Raw genomic sequence first — 19,814 nt, 5'->3', positions numbered from 1 at the left:
TCGATAGTCTTCTCTTATTTTGCTTTGTTGGAATAAAGAATATCGTTCCACAAAAGCTCTTTTTCGAACTGATGAATATTTGTATCTTCATCGATAACAGCAATTTCGATATTCTTCAGCTTTGCATAAAGGCGGAAATATTCCATATCCAATGCCTGTGTATAAACAGAATGGTGGGCTGCCCCCGTTGCAATCCATGCTTGAGTCGAGATATCCAAAGAAGGTTTTGGTTTCCACACTGCACAAGCAACAGGAAGCTTAGGAAGAGGATGAGGCTGTTCAATCGTTTCTAAAGCGTTTGTAACCAATCTAAAGCGATTACCCAAATCAATTAAACTGGCATTAATTGCTGGCCCAGGGCGGGATCTAAAAATCAAACGAACCGGATCATCTTTGCCCCCAATCCCTAAATATTGGGCATCTACTAGGGGTTTTTCATCAGCAATAGATGGACAGACTTCCAACATATGAGAACCAATGACCAACTCTTGTCCTTTGGTAAAGTCATAGGTGTAATCTTCCATAAAAGAAGTTCCACGATCAATACCGCTGGCCATAACTTTAATTGTTCTTAGAAATGCGGATGTTTTCCAGTCCCCTTCGGCACTAAATCCATATCCTTGTTGCATCAACCGTTGTGAAGCAATACCAGGAAGCTGTTTAATACCGTATAAATCTTCAAATGTATTAGTATAAGCAGAATACCCACCCTGTTCTAGGAATTTTTTAATTCCCAATTCAATTTGGGCTGCATCAATTACGTTTTGACGTTTTTCACCATTTTTTTGTGTCACAGGACTAAAACGATATAAGGTTTCATACTCATCTACCAAGGCATCAATATCACCTCGCGAAATACCATTTATCACTTGAACCAAGTCACCAACAGCATGGGTATTTACAGAATACCCAAACTTCATTTGTGCAGAAACTTTGTTGCCTTCTGTTACACCAACTTCACGCATATTATCGCCAAAGCGTACAACTTTTAACGATTGCTCTGCTAGAATTGCTGCGGATACACGCATCCATCTGGTAATTTTTTCATGAACTTTTGAATCTTTCCAATAACCAATTGCAACTGTCGTTGGTATTTTCATACGTGCACACATAAAACCAAACTCTCTGCCACCATGTGCAGTTTGGTTTAAATTCATGAAATCCATATCCATTGTACTCCATGGAACGGTTTCATTATATTGAGTATCTAATTGAAAGAGTGGTTTTGTTAAAATGTTTAAGCCATTGATCCACATTTTTGTTGGAGAAAATGTATGTAACCAGGTCATGATGCCGATACAATTTTGGCTATAATTTGCCTCGCGACATAAGGCTGTAATCTCTTCTGGGCGTGTAACAATAGGTTTGTAAACGATCTTTACAGGAAAGTTAACTTGCTCGTTAAAATATTTTGCAACTTCCTTGGCGTTTGCCTCAACGTCTTGTAATGTTTTTGGGCCGTATAAATGTTGACTGCCAGCAACAAACCAAACTTCGTATTCCTTGAAATAAGACATTTTTATTCTCTTTTATTTTAAAATTTATACTATTGATTAACTATATTGAGGCTCACAAACTTCAGACCATTGAATGTATTGTTCATATATGGCTTGATACTGTTTTGATTTGTGAGGATCTGGCGTGAATGTTGTGCTAATTGGACTTGCCATATATTGTTGAGCCTCTGAAATACTGCTATAAATCCCAGCAGCAACAGCAGAAACAATCGCAGCACCCAGGGCACAACATTGATCTGACTGGCAAATATCGATGGGACGCCCCATCACATCAGCACAAGTTTGCATAATAATTGGCGATTTTTTAGAAATCCCTCCGATCGCCACGATCGAATGAACTGGAACATTTTGATCAATAAAACATTCCATAATAGCTCTAGCCCCACACGCGGTGGAAACGATTAAACTGCCAAATAATGTGGCCGTATCCGTAGCCAAAGTAATTCCAGTAAAGGTGCCTTTTAATCGTTGATTAGCATTTGGGGTTCTTCGACCATTTAACCAATCCAAAACAATGGGCAAATGATCCAGATCCATATTTTTTTCCCAATGCTCAGCAAGAGAATTGAGTAAATTTTTTTCTATTTTTTTGATAACATCTTGATTATCAGGCAATTCTTTTTTTAGTTGTTCCAACGGCCAAGAAACGAGCCGCTGATACCAAGCATAGGCATCACCAAATGCAGATTGACCCGCTTCCAGCCCGATATAATCTGGAATAACGCTACCATCGACCTGACCACAAATACCTTGAACAATATTTTCTTGAATACAGTCCTTTTCTGCAACCAAAATAACACATGTTGAAGTACCAATTACTTCAACAAGAGAATACGGTTTTGCGCCAGCACCAATTGCCCCCATATGACAATCAAAAGCACCCCCAGAAATAACAACATCTTCAGAAAGATGCAGTCTTGATGCCCATTCGGCAGTTATTTTACCAACGGGAATGTCCGCTGTGTATGTATCGGTAAATAAAGGATATGGAAGATACTCAACCAAGTTTGAATCTAGATCTTTGAAAAATTCATATGGTGGCAGCCCCCCCCATTTTTCACTCCACAAGCTTTTATGACCCGCAGCGCAACGACCCCTCTTGATATTTTGCGGTGCGTTGGTTCCAGATAATAAAGAAGGCACCCAATCACACAATTCAACCCAAGAGGCCGTTGCGCGTTTGACCTTTTCATCCTCTTTAAAAACATGCATAATCTTTGCCCAGAACCATTCAGAAGAATAAATTCCACCGCAAGTGCCTAGATAGCGCGCATATTTTTCTTGCTGACAATGCTGATTAATTTTTTCTGCTTGCTTAATAGAGCTATGGTCTTTCCATAAGACAAACATTGCATTTGGATTATCTGCAAATTCAGGTCTTAATGCTAATACGTTTCCATCTTGATCAATAGGGGCTGGTGTTGATGCGGTACTATCAACCCCAATTGATACGATATATTGTGAATCCTGACCTAATTTTTGAACTACGGCTAAAATAGCTTTCTCCATAGATTCAATATAATCAAGGGGATGATGACGAAATATATTTTTAACGGAATCGCAATAAAGATTCTTTTTCCATCTTGGATAATCTATAACTTCGTTAGCTATTTCTTGTCCTGTTTGGCAATTTACGGCAATTGCACGAACTGAGTCACTGCCAAAATCTAAGCCTATTGAGATATTATCTTTCATACTAAAGAATACCTTATCAACGTACTGAAATGTAACTTAAGACTATTCTTTAACAACCCAAAACAATATGCACTAAATCGTTGAAAATATGTAGAATTGTGCAGTTTTGTCTGGAGTAAGACAAAAGTGATAATAAATAGACGATAATTCTATAAAAAATGTATTTTTCTGCTAAAAAATATGTATAATTATATTGAATAATACTATCAAATAAACGTGATTATCATGACTGTCGAACAAAACAATGATCCACTTTTGCCGGGATATTCCTTTAACGCTTATCTAGTTGCAGGATTAACACCCATAGATAAGGGAGGCATTTATGATTTTTATGTTGATCGACCCAAAGGTATGGAAGGATTTATCATTAATTTAACCATCTTGGGAGAAGGCGCTATTTATTGCGATGATAAGTCATTTATTAGTAAACCTGGTGATTTTTTAATTTTCCCTCCAAATACACCACACTATTATGGTCGCAGGGCAAATGTAGAACAATGGTACCATTATTGGGTCTATTTTAAACCCAGAGCTATATGGACAAAATGGTTATTATGGCCACTGCAAATTGGTCAGATAGGTTATTTTCGGCCTGAGCATCAATTAAGTGAAGATTTAAAAGCATTATTTTTAAAAATTGTCAAAACTGCACAATCATCAAATACATATTCTGAAATGCTTGCGATGAATTTATTAGAAAATTTTCTAATACAAAGAATGCAAACCATATCTGTAGAAAATGAAAAAAACTATGATTACCGTGTCACCCTAGCATGTAATTTCATATCTGAAAATCTTAATACCCTTGCACAAGACAAATCATTTATTGAGCAAATTGCTCAACATGTTCACTTATCCCCTTCACGTATTTCCCATTTATTCAAAGAATATACAGGGGTCAGTATTATTTCATGGAGAGAAGATCAAAGAATAAATAAAGCTAAATTTTTATTGCAAACAACCCCGTTATCCATATATCAAATTGCACAACATGTAGGGTATACGGATCAATTTTATTTTTCTCGAGTTTTTAAAAGTAAAACGGGATTAAGCCCAAAAAAATTTCGTTATGTATTTTATAATAATTAATCGTTTTTTAAATAAATGCTTGAATTAATGAAATAATGTTTATTCTATTCAATGAGTTTTTATTATTTCATTAATTCATGTATAATATCAGTGTACCCAAGAAGAAAAATTATCAAGTTATTAGCACGAGTTATCAAAAAAATACTCAATATTTCAAAGAAATATAAATCGATTTATTAACTAGCAAAACAAAATAAAACACTCAACTTGGTAATATTTTTTGAATCGGAGCCCAATCAAAATTAAAATGTACTTCATTTAACTAGAAAGTAACTTAAATAAAAGAAGTTTAAATGTGTAACTTAATAGTCTATTGGGTGTGATAATCAAAATAATATTTAGTAAGAAAACTACGTTTAAAACGCTGTAAAAAATGCAATAGCCCCAAACAAAATACCGGGTGCATTTGCAGCAGCCACCGGCCAATCTTTGACTTTTATCCCATACCATACCCACAGTAAACAGTTTATTGTTGCAGCTGCAGGTTGTAATGGATTAGTAACATGCCCATGTAAATTATCTAAAATTTGCGGGATATAAAATATATACATACAACATGCTGTAAATGTTCCAATCCAGCCAATAACATAAACATACTTAGGCAATTCATCTAGATTACTCATTATTCATCTCCTCTTAATTTATAGTAAAATATTAAATTAATTCGGCATTCTTAATTATTAGATATAAATTATAACTATTTTAAAAGTTAAATATTTTGTATTTTATAAGGTAGATAAAATATAACAAAATAAAGGAATTTACTCAAATTTCTACTGAGATAAAGTTATAATTAATGATGTTCTTATATAATTTAATTCATTAAAAGTATACTTAATCCAGATAAATTCTTAACAACGCTGATTGGTTTCTCGACCGTCTAATAATTCTGCCTTTCCAATGCATTTTTTAATTCAAAAAGACCTTTATTCTGACAAAATATGATTGGATATTTTATTTAATATTAACATCTAATTTTTAATATAGTACGTACAAAAGAAAATACGATGACAATACAACGCCGTGATTTTATTAAACTCTCTTCACTTTTCGCTTTAACTGGGACTTCCCTATTATGGTCTAAAACTACTTATGCAAAAGAAAGGACCCCTCTACCCATCCCGTCCCTTCTACTGCCTGACGCTGATGGAAAAATTAACCTTACTTTACAAGAAGGTTTCACCCAATGGGTACCAGGAATAAACACAAAAACGTGGGGTATTAATCAATCCTTTCTTGGCCCTGCAATCCAATTAAAAACTGGGCAACAGGTCACGGTTGCTATTCACAATCAATTACCAGAAGAATCAACATTGCACTGGCATGGATTAATTATTCCTGGGGCAGCGGACGGTGGACCGCAAGATTTAATCCCTGCAAAAACAACAAAAACAACGCAATTTACCGTTACTCAACCTGCTGCTACATGTTGGGTGCATCCGCACACCCACGGCAAAACAGGCAAACAAGTCATGATGGGTTTGGCTGGGCTCGTTTTAATTCAAGACGAAAAATCAAAACAGCTGCCAATTCCAAAAACATGGGGGGTGGATGATATCCCTATTATTTTACAAGATAAAACTTTTGATCAAAAAGGACAAATTACCTATAAATTAGATATTATGAGTGCTGCTTTAGGGTGGTTTGGTAATCGTATTTTCACCAACGGTGTTGAACATCCACGCCACGTTACCCCCAGAGGATGGGTTCGTCTACGATTATTAAATGGATGTAATGCCCGTACCCTTAATCTAACGACCAGTGATGGGCGACCTTTTTATGTTATTGCTAGCGACGGTGGTTTTTTAAAAGAGCCCGTTACTTGTTCGCATTTACCAATTTGGATGGGTGAACGTTTCGAAATACTAATTAATACCTCGGACGGGAAAGCTTTTGATTTGATCACAGAACCTGTTCATCAGATGGGAATGAGCTTACCACCCTTTAATCACTCTGTTCCTTTATTAACCATTCAACCTTCAACTACAAAAAATACTCAAACATTACCTGATTATTTGGTTGATATTCCTGACATATCCCCCATTTCAAACATTAAAACACGCTTATTGCATCTTACTATGGATCCAAAGTTAGATCAGATGGGTATGCAAGCTTTTCAAGATCAATATGGGGAGCAATCTGCATCTCATATGCATACGAATCATAAAATGCCAATGTCTTATCACAATATGCAGCAACATGGGTCCAACGCATCTTTTGATTTTCACAATGCTAATAAAATCAATAACCAAGCATATGACATTAATCACCCTTTATTTGATATCAAACAAGGGCGATATGAAAAATGGATTATCTCAGGAGAAGGTGATATGATGATTCACCCATTTCATATTCATGGTACTCAATTTCGTATTTTATCTGAAAATAATGAAAAACCAGCACACCACCGTACAGGGTGGAAAGATATTGTCCACGTAGAAGGCAAACGCAGCGAAGTATTAGTACGTTTTGATTACCTAGCCAGTAAAGAAAAAAGTTATATGGCCCATTGCCATCTTTTAGAACATGAAGATACAGGAATGATGTGTGGTTTTACCGTTCACGCTTAACTTTGATTAAGTATGGTCTTTACGGTATAATTTCCATTCTTCTATCCGCTCACCACTAGGTAAAAGACAATCACCATATTGCCCCTCTTTAGTATTTACCATAATCAATTTTCCCCGTTTCTGTAAGCAATATACAGAAGCAGGGTTAGCCATACCTAATTTTCCTACGGATGTCTTTGATTTTTGAAATTTTTGATGATTTTGACATCCTGTCAAAACCAACAATCCTAACATAATCGCATAATTGAAAAACTTCGAACACTGCATAGAACTTATTTACTCATCACCAGTTGGATCGGGTTTATTTTTTCTATTTTCATGGCGACCATATAAATAATAATGCTTAACAGGATCAATACCTGATGCTCTTACATCTGGATAGGTTGCTAAATAAAATTCCCTATCGAAATCACGCAGTATATCCCATTCTGGTATAGTAATCTTATATCCAATATCTTTAAATTCAGACAAAAAAGCTTGCTGTTGTTGATCATTAAACCAAGGCTGACGAAAAAGAGGTTCATTACTTAACCTATGTAAAATAGGTTCATTTCTGTTAGCCTCTTCTGTACTACCATTGGATACAATTGGGATTAATTCTAAACCGCTATCAACAACAGCATATAAAATAGATTTGTCATTTTTTATCAAACCACCAAACCCAGCTTTTACATAGCGCGTAGAGTAATCTGTGTGCTCGTGACCATAACGTCCAAATCGATTATCCATATACCCAACAAAAGGGAATGCCTCACGACTAAAAGCGATAGAAGAACCTGCAATTATTGGCGTTAAACCTGGATTACACGCTGTACAATTTCCAAAAGCCAAATGTTTTTTCCATTCTGGAATAATGAAAGTAACACTACCATGTAATTGAGCAGCTTTACCCCACTCAATATCCCAGCCGTACATAGTTGGATATATATCATCATCTAGTAAAATAAATGCATCTACAGAAGTATAATTAGTAAGATAATAAATACCTCTATTTTTATTCCAAGCTATGCCCTTATTTTCACTTGAGATATAAGAAATATTCTCTTTTTCTAATAAGTCAATTGTATTATCAGATGATCCATCATCACAAACAATTAGTTCGTATTCAGATACAGAGAATTTTTGAATCATTCGAATTTGTTCTAGTAAACACTCAGCACGATTCAATGTTGTTATTGCGATACCAAGTTTCATATTCTTAACAATTTATCATAAGTTTTAAATTTTTCATAAAAGCAGCATATAAAGGTTTTGCAATATAATCCATTAATTTTTAAGTTGTTGAACTCTTCTTAGAATAACGATAATGAGTAAAGCATTCATATCATTTATTGATGAATAGTTTTCGGGACATTATGTTTGCTTTTTTTAAAAATAAATCTCTACAAACAATCCTATTGATTTTATTATTCATATTTATGGAATGTCTTCGTTCCCCTGATATTTTAATTTATGGACGGTTTTGGGAAGATGAGGCAGTTCTTTTCCAAGATGCTTGGACACATTCTGATATTGATACAATCTTTCGAGTTTATGGCGGTTACCTCAATTTAGCTGCGAATTTTTCAATTTGGATAGCAAAGACATTTGTCCCTTTGCAATATGCCCCATTTTTTACCAGTATATATGGACTAATATTTCAAATAATACCCCTTTTTTTGCTTTTGACTGCTTCAGATCAGTGGCTGTCTTGTTTTAAAACACGATTATTATTAACATTACTTTTAATATTCGTTCCAGAACACGTAGAGCTCTCAATGGAGAGCTTACATACTCAATTTACGTTAATTATCGCTATCGTCGTTATTATTTTATTAAAAGCACAGTACCACCAACGTTATTTCAAACTTTTTATCCTAGTTTTAGCCTCTTTATCCAGTATGATAGCGGTCTTATTTGTTCCGATCCTTGGCATTAAGCTTTTATTAGATCGTCAATATTTGCGACTGGAACAATTTTTCTTTTTTACTGTTGGATGCTGTATCCAATTTTTTGTCTGTTATAGCCCTTACGAAGCCCGTAGTTTTCACTTCTCACTGGTTGATTTTTTAACTGTTTTATTTACACGTAATTTTATAGCACCTTTTATAGGTATCCACGATTTTTCAATTCAATATCTTGAAACAATTAATCAGTTAAGAGAAACGAATACTATTCCAATTTTACCATGTATAGGTGGGATAATTATCTTATCAATTCTTATATTTTGTCTATACCAATACCCTAAAACACGTTGGACGCTTGGTATATTATTTCTTTCTCTTTTAAATATACAATTTATTTGTATATATGGCTCGATTGGACCCATCAGTTGGTTTTACCATTTAGCATGGAATCAACGTTATGTTTTTTTAACTGAAACTATATTCGTTCTAATCTTGGTATTTTTATCAACGACCTTACCCAAAAAGGGTCAATATTTTTGTTATGGTTTAGGAATATGGTTATGTATAGTTGGAGCTATCAACTTTTTTGCCCTTAAACAAACTGCCCCCTCTTCATTAACATGGAAAACACAAGTAAGTCTTTGGAAACAAGACCCAAATTATACTTTCTATGCATGGCCTGGCAATCATGTGTGGAAATTTACAATTCCAAAACAATAAATTTAATTACAACAAAAAATAAGATCTTTATTTGATAAATAAAGATCTTAAAATTAAGTTTTATAAATCTAAATCTTAGCTGTCTTTACTAGTTTTGGCTGATCAACTTTGATAAAATAAGTTAAGATGGCAGCAAATACGTAAAGTCCTGCATAAATCCACAACACACCAGAAATACCAACAAAACCGATTGCTAATCCTGCAATTGCTGTCGCCACACTCTGACTAAGCGATGCTGAAAGGTTGTAAATAGAAACAGCTGCCCCTTGATGATGAGGTTCAAGGGTCGTAAATACAGCGGTCATTGGCACAAAAGCAGCGACAGTAATCCCCAACATAATAGCAGGAATCATTGCTGCATAATAATTATGACCAAAATGAAGTGGCACGTAATAGAACGCTAAACAAGAAAATACACCACCGATACAGCCAACCCAACGAACCTGTCTTAACCAGCCAATATGATCACCCATTATTCCCCACAACACATTGGTAAAAATAGTAATGGTTAAAAACAATGCCCATATTTGCTGCCATTCCGTATTTGAAAAACCCAAACCAGCAAGATTATGTTGAGGGTCGCCTTCCAAAAACCAAGGCATAATCACAGCAACCCCAAATAAAGGTACCGTATTAATAATACGAATTAGGGCGGACATAAAAATATATTTATTAGTAAATAAAATTGTAATTGCGCGTGTTAACTCCTGCATCTTTTCTTGCACAGGCAGATTAGCCTTTTCTTCATCTATTTTAACTTTACGTAATGCAAATAGTGCAAGAAGCCCACCAATAACAATCCATATCAATGAAAACCATAAAGTTCCTGTTTCCCCCATAACAGGGTTTGTATAACCAGGTAATAATCCACCAATTGTTCCCAATCCCACCGAATAAGCGGCCCAAAACCATCCCATTGCTGTTGATATTTTTGCCTCTGGAACATTATGGATAATCAAAATAATAAATGAATAAATAAATAAAGGATATCCAAATCCACGCAAGCCATAAAATAATACCATCAGCCAATAACTATGCATACCTATTCCAAAAATCATGAATAGAACGTGAAAAACGACCCAAATGGCAAAACCCATTAACATAGCGCGCTGGGGGGTAACAATCTCTGCAATAACGCCTGAACTCCATGCAGCAATGGCAGCAGCAAAAGCATATACTGTAAAAACAAAAGAAGCCTGTTCCTGAGAAAACCGCATATCCGTGATATATTTGGATAAAAAAGCAATTTCAAAACCATCACCAGCCATAAAAATAGCAATGGCAATATATCCCCAAATCAATGAAATGGGCATAAAACCAAATAAAAGTTTTTTTGAACTCATAAAAAAATCCCTTTAATATCCAATATAACCAAAGAATATGGTTTTCATAATATAACAAATTAAAACGTATAATTTATCGAAAAATAAAGGCAGCACTCATTTCACGACTAAGATACTGCCCTTATGCATTCATAAATCTATTAGTTTATTATTTGGCGCTGTTAATCCAGTTTTTTAATTCACTTACAGTTTGACGAATTAATGTGACAAATTCTGCCTTGCCTGCAATCTTGCCAAACAACGCTTTATCCCCTGCAAAAATTGCAATTGGATCAGCACTGTTAAACATTGCGTGCATTGTATCTGCATTCAATATTCCATCTTGATATTCATAAGGCAAGCGACCATGATGCCACTCTTCCATGAATATAAAGAACAAAGCTGGTAATACAGCTGTTGCTTTCGGCTCTTTACCACGATCGTAACATCCAATTAATGTCGGTGTGATAAACCCTGGAATTTTCGATAACCCGTCAGCTGCTACTCGTTGATTAGTATCTTGAATATTGGGATTACCAAAACGATCTAAAACAACATCTCGGTAATCTTCAAGATCTAATGGACATGGCGTTAAACATGGAATTACATCCTGAGTAACATAATTCCAAGCTAGCTTTTTAATGTCTGGGTTGTGGGTGCCTTCGTGAATATAAGATAACCCAATTAATGTACCTGCCCAAGCAATACAGCTGTGACTTGCATTTAAAATGCGTATCTTTGCTTCTTCATAGGGTTGAACGTCCTTCACCATTTCTACACCAACTTTTTCAAGTTCAGGACGCCCACTAATAAAGTTATCTTCTACAACCCATTGTATAAATGATTCTCCCATAACAGGGGCTTTATCATTAAATCCTGTTTCTTTGGCAACACGTGGTGCCAAATCAGCAGCTGGACGAGGAACAATACGATCCACCATATCATTAGGTGATGTTGTATTTTTCTTGACCCATTCAATTAACTCTTGATCTTTGCAAAGTTCAAGAAATTGAAGAAAACCGTGGCGGAAACGATCACCATTGTGACGTAAATTATCACAGCTCAATAGAGTAACAGGTTTTCCATTTTGTTTAATACGTTCTTTTAAAATCGCCTTGACTGCACCATAAATTGTGCAAATTGTTCCCTTTAATTCTGTTTGAATATCTGCGCTATTGGGATCTAAATTATGACTTGTATCTAAATAATAACCAGCCTCAGTAACGGTAAAGGCAATGACTTTGGTTTCTTCCTTTGCACCTTGTTCAATAAGAGCAGTCATTTTTTCATCCCATGGCAGAACTTTTGCTATGGAAGTGATTTTTTCGTATTCACGGACACCTTGTGGACTGACAGTTTCTAAAATATATTCATTATTTTGTTGTGAAAGAGCAGTAAGAAGAGGTACAACATCATTACGAATACCACCAATTGCGATCTTCCATTGTTCAGCAGCGACCTCTTTTAATAAACGATGTAAATACCACGCTTGATGAGCACGATGAAATGATCCAGCGCCAATATGCATCCATATATTTGTCATAATTCTTAACTCTTTATTAATTATTAAATAATTTTTATTATAAGGTAATATCAAGTGGCAAAGTAACAATATTTTTACAAATCACAATATTGTGAGTTATAATTTAATAACTTAGAAAAATAAGCATTAAAAACAAAAAAGTCTGAAATCATACGATTTCAGACTGCGAAAATATTAATTATCTATCGATTCACTATTTGTACGTTGAAAAATCAATACAAAGAATGATAAAAGTCTAATGGGTCATTGATGTTGATTTTTCAGTATGCGCTTTAACCTTCGCTACGAAATTATCATTTTTATTATCAGTACATTCTTGCACGATAATAGGCACGACTCTCTCGATTCCTTGAACATCTAACATGGGATCCACAACTTTATCTTTTTTAGTAATCCCTTCAGCAAAGGCAACAGCTGTTGGACGATAGCTGCTGTCCAGCATTAAAAAATCTTTACAAGCCCATTTATTGACTGGTTTTGTAGAATTTTTTTGATCGGCAGCGTGTGCTCCAACAACAGTAGAAACTGACATCGCACATGCGGCCAATAATAACATTGCTTTTTTCATAAAACTTTTCCATCTAACAAACAATATAAACACTATATTACATAAATAATGCATAACGTAAAACTATTTATTAGTAAAAAATTGGAAAAACATAATAAATATATTAATAAATAGTTAATTTTTATTTATGAAACACAAATATATTAATGTTCAGTGGAGATCTCTTAGCTTTTTATCTGTTCTCCAATTACTTAAACTATAGACCGCCCAAATCGCTGCAGGTATCCAACCAATTAGCGTAATTTGTAATAGTAAACAAAAAATCCCTTGGAAAGGTTTTCCAATAGTAAAAAAGACAGTAAAAGGTAAAAGTAATGCTAATAACAACCTCATTTTAATTCCTTTTGAATATCCACTATTCACTCTAATTTAATATAGTATATAGTTTTATATTTCAAAGATACAATCGAATCTGTACATTTTAATCTTTTTTTATTTAATATAGAATGTGTATGTATATTTAAATAAAGTAAATATTTATTACTATAAATATAATTTTATTACCATTAATAAACAAAAATATGTTATAATTTAAATATTATAATTTTATTTATTTATACAATATTGAGTTTTATTATGAAATTAAAAAAAATATTGAAAACAACAACTTCGACGTTGTTACTTTCTAATGTACTTTTTATAAATTTTACATTCGCACAGGATTATGTGCCTAGATCCCAAATTAACGCGGCAAATGGAGTAGCAGGTTTAAATGCAAATAAACAAGTTACTGCCGATATTAACAATAATAAAGTCACAACACACGATTTGCAATTAGACAAAAACGGCAATCGCTTGCGTTTTATTACCAATAGTCCAGATACAAATAATAATATGATCGACATGTTTTATAATCGTGACGCAGGTAGTAAAGACGGTCTAGGTAATATATTAGATGCCAATACATTCTATTTTACCAATAATATGTATGGCAACAACTATCGATTTAATGGAACTGTCAAAGCTAATGGTCTGAATATTGCTGGCCATACAATAACAAGTCCAATTCCAGGAGGGTATGAGCCCATTGATCCCTACAATAATGACGACAAAAATTCGAATTTAATTTTTTTAAGTAATTCAGGATACGATTGGGGAAACATAAAACCCAATACCTTGATGATTGGCGGCAGAACACGCAATGCCGTTGTGGGAATTAAAGCCACTTGTCAAAATACAGGACAAGGAGATCAGGGAGGATCTTGTTATCAATTTACAGATATGGCTGGCCCACAATCATTTCATCGTGGTGGTGCTGGATATACTGATGGTATCAATATGGATATGCGCACTGCTGATAATTCCCCTATGGATAGTATCGGGGGAAATACGCTTATTCAAAATTCCGACGGTTCTTATGCAGTAAAAGGTAACGATTATACTCCAACAAAATCAGTTGCTGCGGGTGAAACAAGCTTTTCGGTAAAAGGAGCATTTGCGTGTGGTATTGGTAACGGCGGATCTTTGTCACGTTGTGAAATGAGCGGTACAAGTTTTATTAATACTACAGGTGAAATCGTTAACGTTGTAAAAATCACAGCTGGAAAATACGATCCAAAAACAGACACAACATTGGTTAATCTTGCTTCTGGTTATAAAACAAAAGATCCACTGACCATAAATAGTAAATTAAATATTATCTATTATGCTTCTGATGGTACTGCATATGCTGTTGAGTATAAAGAAGATAGCAATGGTTTGCAATACGCTGCTATTTATCCAGCTTTATCTGAAAAAGAAAAAAATTTGACGCACGCACGTATGGCAGTATGGAGTAATATGGCTAATGGCATGCTTAACGCCGAGGGGGGCACGAATGAAGATAATTCAAATGTCGATGTGCCTAATTATTATTATGGATACGCGGATGGATTTATAGATACAATTCTAAGTCAATCAAATATCAACGCAATAAACAAAGATACTACTAAAACGAGTGATGAAAAAAATTTAGCTATTCGTCAAAATAAACTTACAAAAATTTATATGAGGACATACAGTTATCCTGGTCTTAGTGGAGATATGTATAAATGGAAAACTATTAGGACAGCTCTTAAACAAGATCCAAACATAAAATCCCCAGGGTTAAATATGAATGATCAGTTGGATAACCAATTAGCTTATGCTTGTCCAAGTAAAAATCAGCTGAACAATGCGATAGATTTACAAAGTAAATTGCACATACCAAACCGCCCCAACTGTTATGACAAAGAAAATATTCCACAGGTCGTTAAAAGTGAGTTTTTGAACAATATTCGATATACTTATAATACGAATACCCATCATTACCAAAAACCAACATTGTTTTTAGGAATGATACAAAAGAATTTTAATCTTTATACACAACAATCCTATAATAAAGCACCAGACTCAATAACACGTGAATTTGATAATGAATGGGATTTCCCCATCTATCAAGATCATGACGGCCAAGTATCAGTACGTGGATTAACAATGGTTTTTAGTGGAGGAGGGCATCCTCTAGCAACTGGTAGTTATATGCTTCGAATGGCTGGTTTTAATCACATGCCATTAGGAATGAAAATTGATGGAATTTGGCCATATGGTGGAAAAAATATTGTAACAGATGCAGGATTCTTTTTATACAAATGGGCTTTTTTAGGTGCTGCCCCTTATCTACGAAACACCAATGATACAATGAGTATATCAGGATTGGGTCAAGCAAAAACAAATCAAGGCTCTTATCAATTAATGACCTATATGTCTAATGATGGAAATATTAATAATGCAAAAAACAATTCCTTACATCTAGGACTAACTAAACAAAATTCTTTAGATCCACTACAAAACCTTGGTGGAAACCAATCTCCAACTTGTAATGATGATGGTAAATGTTCAGTATTAGGACAAGTTATTTTTGACCCACTTGGTTATGCTGGTGGTATTGCTTTGGGATTAAACCATGGTGAGAATACAAAGCTTGGTTTAATTGTTGATAAAAATGGTAACGTTACAGTCAATAACCAGATGATTGTTGATGGAAAATCCGTAAATGATGTAATTAATAATGCGCTTGCTAGATCCCAAATTAACGCGGCAAATGGAGTAGCAGGTTTAAATGCAAATAAACAAGTTACTGCCGATATTAATAATAATAAAGTTGTAACACATGATTTACAATTAGACAAAAACGGTAATCGCTTGCGTTTTATTACCAATAGTCCAGATATAAATAATAATATGATCGACATGTTTTATAATCGTGACGCAGGTAGTAAAGACGGTCTAGGTAATATATTAGATGCCAATACATTCTATTTTACCAATAATATGTATGGCAACAACTATCGATTTAATGGAACTGTTAAAGCCAATAGTTTAAATGCAAATAGTTTAAATGCAAATATTATCCAATTAAATGAACATGGGAAACGTTTACGCTTTGTCACCAATAGTCCCGATACAAATAATAATATGATCGATATGTTTTATAATCGTGATGCAGGTAATAAAGATGGTTTAGGTAATATATTAGATGCCAATACATTTTATTTTACCAACAATTTGTATGGCAACAACTATAGATTTAATGGAACTATTAAAGCTGATGGTATGGTAACAGATAATATTACTGTAAAGACAGCCATTTCAGCACCCAAAATTATTGGCAATTTATCTACACCATCCTCATCAACAGCCTCTTGTATCGCAGGCGAATTTAAAGACGATACAAATTATCATTATGTTTGTGTTGCAAAAGATAAATGGAAACGAGTTGCTTTATCTGATTTTTAACTATTTATTCTAATATAATTTTTATAAAAGACCATCCTTTTAGGATGGTTTTTTTTAGCATGAAATGTAAATTATAAAAATTTAGTCACATTGCCAAAAATGATTTATATTCAAAAAATTAAGGATAATATATTGTACATTTTGCTTAAAAATGTCTTTACAAAACTTCTAAATTTATCTGGCTGCATGTAAAAAGAAAACAAAGAAATGAATTTGTAATGCTATCTTTAAGCCTACATAATCTTACATTTATATTGGTGGAGCCAAGGGGAATCGAACCCCTGACCTTCTGAATGCCATTCAGACGCTCTCCCAACTGAGCTATGGCCCCTTAAAGACCCATATACCCAGTACAAAATAAAAAATCAACTTATAATTAAAAAAATCTTACCGTTGAATAAAAACAAAGCTTTTATATTTCTTACTTTGGTCGCACCGCAAAACCAACCCCAAAACGGTTCCATGCATTAATAACAGCAATCATAACTGTAAGTTCTGCCAATTCTTGATCAGTAAATTGTTCTGAGACTTGCTGGTAAATGGTGTCAGATGCCTCTTTTTCAGATAATAACGTTAATGTTTCAGTCCATAACAAAGCTGCTTTCTCTCGTTTATCAAACAAAGGGCTTTCTTTCTAAACACTCACAGCCATTAATCTTAAAACTTCTTCTCTTGCTTTCAACGCATCCTTACTTGAGAAGCTCTTATTCTAATCAACTCTTGTAAAGATGCAGAAAGAATAGATGTCTTGGTTGATTTATCCAGATCCATCATTGCCTTCATCGTATCTGGAGCGGCTTTATAATAATCAATCCGTTTAATTGTCATCATTGTCTTCTTATCGTTTATCAAATATTTAACTTGAAATTATTTTTAATCTTAATTCATTTTAAATCATTCTCTATTTGTTTCTACCAAATTATAAAATCGATTCTTTCGGATTCTAGAAAAACAATTGATAAAAATATGTTTGATTTTTGCCTGTGGTACAATGTGGTACATGGGGATTGTACGAATGAAAAACAAAGGGGGTACCGAGTACTGGGGATTGTACTCTCTTTTTAAAAATCAGTGAGTTGTACACAGGGGTGGTTTGATAATATCTGGATAACTCAAATTTTGATAATAAAATCAATTTATTAAAAATTGTACACTCTGTGAGAAAAATGGGGTACATTTTTGGAAAGATGGGTACCACAGTACTAACAGGGTTCATAAACATAACAACAAAAATTTAAATTTTCTTTTTATTTTAAAGAACATGAAAAAAAGAAAAACTTTTGTTAAACTTTGTTTATGTGAATAATTGGAAATAAAAAGAAAGTTTCTTTTATGCTGTCGACGAACAAAAAACTCTTAACTGTTTTAAATGGGCAATCTATTTGGCCTCCACCAGTGTGGTTAATGCGACAAGCAGGAAGATTTCTGCCTGAATTCAGACTGTTACGACAGCAAGCTGACTTTTTAACTCGATGTATGACCCCTGATTTAGCAGTAGAAATTACCCTTCAACCTATACGACGTTTTGCATTTGATGGTGCTATTTTATTTTCAGATATTTTAATTCTTCCTTGGGCTTTGGGACAAGACTTACAATTTATCGAAGGTAGAGGCCCTGTACTTCCACCTATTCAATCCGAACAAGATTTATTAAAATTAAATCCATATCAAGCAGAAGAAAAAACCGAACCTGTTTTAGAAGCTATAAGACGATTAAATAAGATTGTGAATAGTTTTGACTCCATTGGCACTGCTGCAGCTAAAACAGTTACCTTAATTGGCTTTACTGGATCTCCTTTTACGGTTGCTTGTTACATGGTTGAAGGAGGAAGTTCTAAAGATTTCGCAACTGTTTTTAAAATGATGTATGAAAATCCATCTCTCTTTAAAAAAATTATTAACTTATTAGTTAAAACAACTGCAGATTATTTATGTCGACAAATTGAAGCTGGTGCTGAAGCGGTAAAATTATTTGATAGTTGGGCAGGACTATTACCTGTATCTTTGTTCAATGAATACGTTATTCAACCAACCTGTCGAATTGTTCGAATTATACAACAAAAATATCCTCATATTCCAATTATTGGTTTTCCTCGTTTAGCGGGAACAAAATTACAATCTTATATTGATGGAACAGGGCTTAAAACAGTTGGTATTGATCAAACAGCTGATATTTCGTTGTTAAATAAAACAATTAATCCAACAATTGGATTTCAAGGGAATATAGATCCTTTATGTTTATTACATAGTTCCAAGATGTTGAAACAGGAGATTTATAATTTATGTGTTGAATTAAAAAATAGACCCCATATTCTTAATTTAGGGCATGGGGTTTTACCTTCCACTCCCGTTGAACACGTTTATGAATTAGTGAATACGGTAAGAACATTAGCATAATGAAAGTTAACTTTATGAAGAAAGAATTTATTCAAGCAATACAGCAAGCGCCCAAAGCTGTACATCCAGAAGGTCAACTAAAATTGGTTATTTTTGATTGTGATGGCGTTTTGGTTGAAAGTGAACATGTTGTTGGCGAAGTTTTAGGAGAAGAAGCCCGTAAATATGGTTGGAACATTACAGGGCCTGAAGCCCATCAATTGTTTAGTGGCGTTCAACTTGTTGACATTGAAAAAGAAATTGAACGTCATGTGACCACGCCTTTGCCTTTGCATTGGCGTAAACATACCCATGATAAAATTGTTCAAGCCATGTATCACGATATACATAAAATGGCAGGGGTTGAAACAATTTTACAAACATTAAAGGATTTTGGCATTCCTTATCGTATTGGATCAAATTCTTCACTAGAAGAAATGGATATTAAATTTGCTACAGCAAAATTAACCCATTGGTTTGAGAAAGATCGTACTCATTCAGGGTGTGATATGGAACGTCCAAAACCTTTTCCAGATTTATATCTTTATGCAGCTGAGCAAGAAGGGGTTAATCCAGAAGATTGTATCGTCATCGAAGATTCTGATACTGGATTAAAAGCAGCGTATGATGCGGGAATGGTTTGCATATTGTTACGGGATTTGGACAAACCAGCACCTAATTATAAAGGGCTAATCCGAGTACAAACGTTGGATGAAGCAACCAATTTTATCAAAGATGTTTTACAAACTCAAAAAGGTGTAAAAAACTAAAA

At 34.1% G+C, this 19,814-nt stretch carries 17 protein-coding genes and 1 tRNA gene; 6 read left to right on the top strand and 12 right to left on the bottom strand.

All coding sequences use genetic code 11. The features are described from left to right. Positions 1-14: 14 nt before the first annotated feature. Positions 15-1,517, bottom strand: coding sequence for an L-arabinose isomerase (araA, locus tag QJV27_RS07530; protein ID WP_281448315.1), 1,503 nt, complete (start codon positions 1,515-1,517; stop codon positions 15-17). Positions 1,518-1,553: 36 nt separating this feature from the next. Next, positions 1,554-3,212: a ribulokinase gene (locus QJV27_RS07525; protein ID WP_281448314.1), complete on the bottom strand. Its 1,659-nt coding sequence runs from the start codon at positions 3,210-3,212 to the stop codon at positions 1,554-1,556. A 225-nt stretch (positions 3,213-3,437) separates the two neighbouring features. Between QJV27_RS07525 and araC the strand changes: the two genes are divergently transcribed. Continuing rightward, complete coding sequence (araC, locus tag QJV27_RS07520; protein ID WP_281448313.1) at positions 3,438-4,301, top strand: arabinose operon transcriptional regulator AraC; 864 nt, start codon at positions 3,438-3,440, stop codon at positions 4,299-4,301. A 356-nt stretch (positions 4,302-4,657) separates the two neighbouring features. Here araC and QJV27_RS07515 read toward each other — a convergent pair whose 3' ends face one another. Beyond that, positions 4,658-4,924 (bottom strand): hypothetical protein, encoded by a 267-nt coding sequence (locus QJV27_RS07515; protein ID WP_281448312.1) that lies wholly within the window; start codon positions 4,922-4,924, stop codon positions 4,658-4,660. Positions 4,925-5,308: 384 nt separating this feature from the next. Here QJV27_RS07515 and cueO point away from each other — a divergent pair, with 384 nt between their 5' ends. Next, positions 5,309-6,871, top strand: a complete 1,563-nt coding sequence (gene cueO, locus QJV27_RS07510; protein ID WP_281448311.1) for a multicopper oxidase CueO — start codon at positions 5,309-5,311, stop codon at positions 6,869-6,871. 6 nt (positions 6,872-6,877) lie between these two features. Here the strand turns inward: cueO and QJV27_RS07505 are convergent, their stop codons facing one another. Both QJV27_RS07505 and QJV27_RS07500 read right to left on the bottom strand, forming a co-directional pair. Then, on the bottom strand, positions 6,878-7,138 hold the full coding sequence (locus tag QJV27_RS07505; RefSeq protein ID WP_281448310.1) for a putative hemolysin: 261 nt from the start codon (positions 7,136-7,138) through the stop codon (positions 6,878-6,880). Between the two features lie 9 nt (positions 7,139-7,147). Next, complete coding sequence (locus QJV27_RS07500; protein WP_281448309.1) at positions 7,148-8,065, bottom strand: glycosyltransferase family 2 protein; 918 nt, start codon at positions 8,063-8,065, stop codon at positions 7,148-7,150. Between the two features lie 224 nt (positions 8,066-8,289). On the opposite strand from QJV27_RS07500, the gene QJV27_RS07495 reads away from it, so the two are divergent. Next, a complete protein-coding gene (locus tag QJV27_RS07495; protein ID WP_281448308.1) occupies positions 8,290-9,477 on the top strand; it encodes a hypothetical protein in 1,188 nt (395 codons plus the stop codon). Between the two features lie 68 nt (positions 9,478-9,545). On the opposite strand, the gene QJV27_RS07490 is transcribed toward QJV27_RS07495, so the two are convergent. The 4 genes from QJV27_RS07490 to QJV27_RS07475 form a co-directional block, all read right to left on the bottom strand. Beyond that, a complete protein-coding gene (locus QJV27_RS07490; protein WP_281448307.1) occupies positions 9,546-10,820 on the bottom strand; it encodes an MFS transporter in 1,275 nt (424 codons plus the stop codon). Between the two features lie 148 nt (positions 10,821-10,968). Further along, positions 10,969-12,342, bottom strand: coding sequence for a D-arabinitol 4-dehydrogenase (gene dalD / locus QJV27_RS07485; protein ID WP_281448306.1), 1,374 nt, complete (start codon positions 12,340-12,342; stop codon positions 10,969-10,971). A 235-nt stretch (positions 12,343-12,577) separates the two neighbouring features. Next, positions 12,578-12,910, bottom strand: a complete 333-nt coding sequence (hdeA, locus tag QJV27_RS07480) for an acid-activated periplasmic chaperone HdeA (protein ID WP_281448305.1) — start codon at positions 12,908-12,910, stop codon at positions 12,578-12,580. Positions 12,911-13,060: 150 nt separating this feature from the next. Continuing rightward, positions 13,061-13,243, bottom strand: a complete 183-nt coding sequence (locus tag QJV27_RS07475) for a YqaE/Pmp3 family membrane protein (protein ID WP_281448304.1) — start codon at positions 13,241-13,243, stop codon at positions 13,061-13,063. A gap of 333 nt (positions 13,244-13,576) precedes the next feature. Between QJV27_RS07475 and QJV27_RS07470 the strand changes: the two genes are divergently transcribed. After that, the gene (locus QJV27_RS07470) at positions 13,577-16,666 is read left to right on the top strand and encodes a hypothetical protein (protein WP_281448303.1); all 3,090 of its coding nucleotides are present in this window, start codon (positions 13,577-13,579) and stop codon (positions 16,664-16,666) included. Positions 16,667-16,921: 255 nt separating this feature from the next. Here QJV27_RS07470 and QJV27_RS07465 read toward each other — a convergent pair. From QJV27_RS07465 to QJV27_RS07455, 3 genes are all read right to left on the bottom strand, one after another. Further along, a tRNA-Ala gene (locus tag QJV27_RS07465) sits at positions 16,922-16,997 on the bottom strand. A gap of 90 nt (positions 16,998-17,087) precedes the next feature. Further along, the gene (locus tag QJV27_RS07460) at positions 17,088-17,288 is read right to left on the bottom strand and encodes a carboxymuconolactone decarboxylase family protein (protein WP_281448302.1); all 201 of its coding nucleotides are present in this window, start codon (positions 17,286-17,288) and stop codon (positions 17,088-17,090) included. Between the two features lie 56 nt (positions 17,289-17,344). Then, complete coding sequence (locus tag QJV27_RS07455; protein ID WP_281448301.1) at positions 17,345-17,497, bottom strand: carboxymuconolactone decarboxylase family protein; 153 nt, start codon at positions 17,495-17,497, stop codon at positions 17,345-17,347. 501 nt (positions 17,498-17,998) lie between these two features. On the opposite strand from QJV27_RS07455, the gene hemE reads away from it, so the two are divergent. Further along, a complete protein-coding gene (gene hemE / locus QJV27_RS07450) occupies positions 17,999-19,063 on the top strand; it encodes a uroporphyrinogen decarboxylase (protein WP_281448300.1) in 1,065 nt (354 codons plus the stop codon). 14 nt (positions 19,064-19,077) lie between these two features. Further along, positions 19,078-19,812, top strand: a complete 735-nt coding sequence (locus tag QJV27_RS07445) for an HAD family hydrolase (RefSeq protein ID WP_281448299.1) — start codon at positions 19,078-19,080, stop codon at positions 19,810-19,812. Positions 19,813-19,814 lie beyond the last annotated feature (2 nt).

This window comes from Commensalibacter oyaizuii, from assembly GCF_029953265.1.
Taxonomy (GTDB): Bacteria; Pseudomonadota; Alphaproteobacteria; order Acetobacterales; family Acetobacteraceae; genus Commensalibacter; species Commensalibacter oyaizuii.
This window is presented reverse-complemented; position numbering and strand designations above follow the sequence as displayed.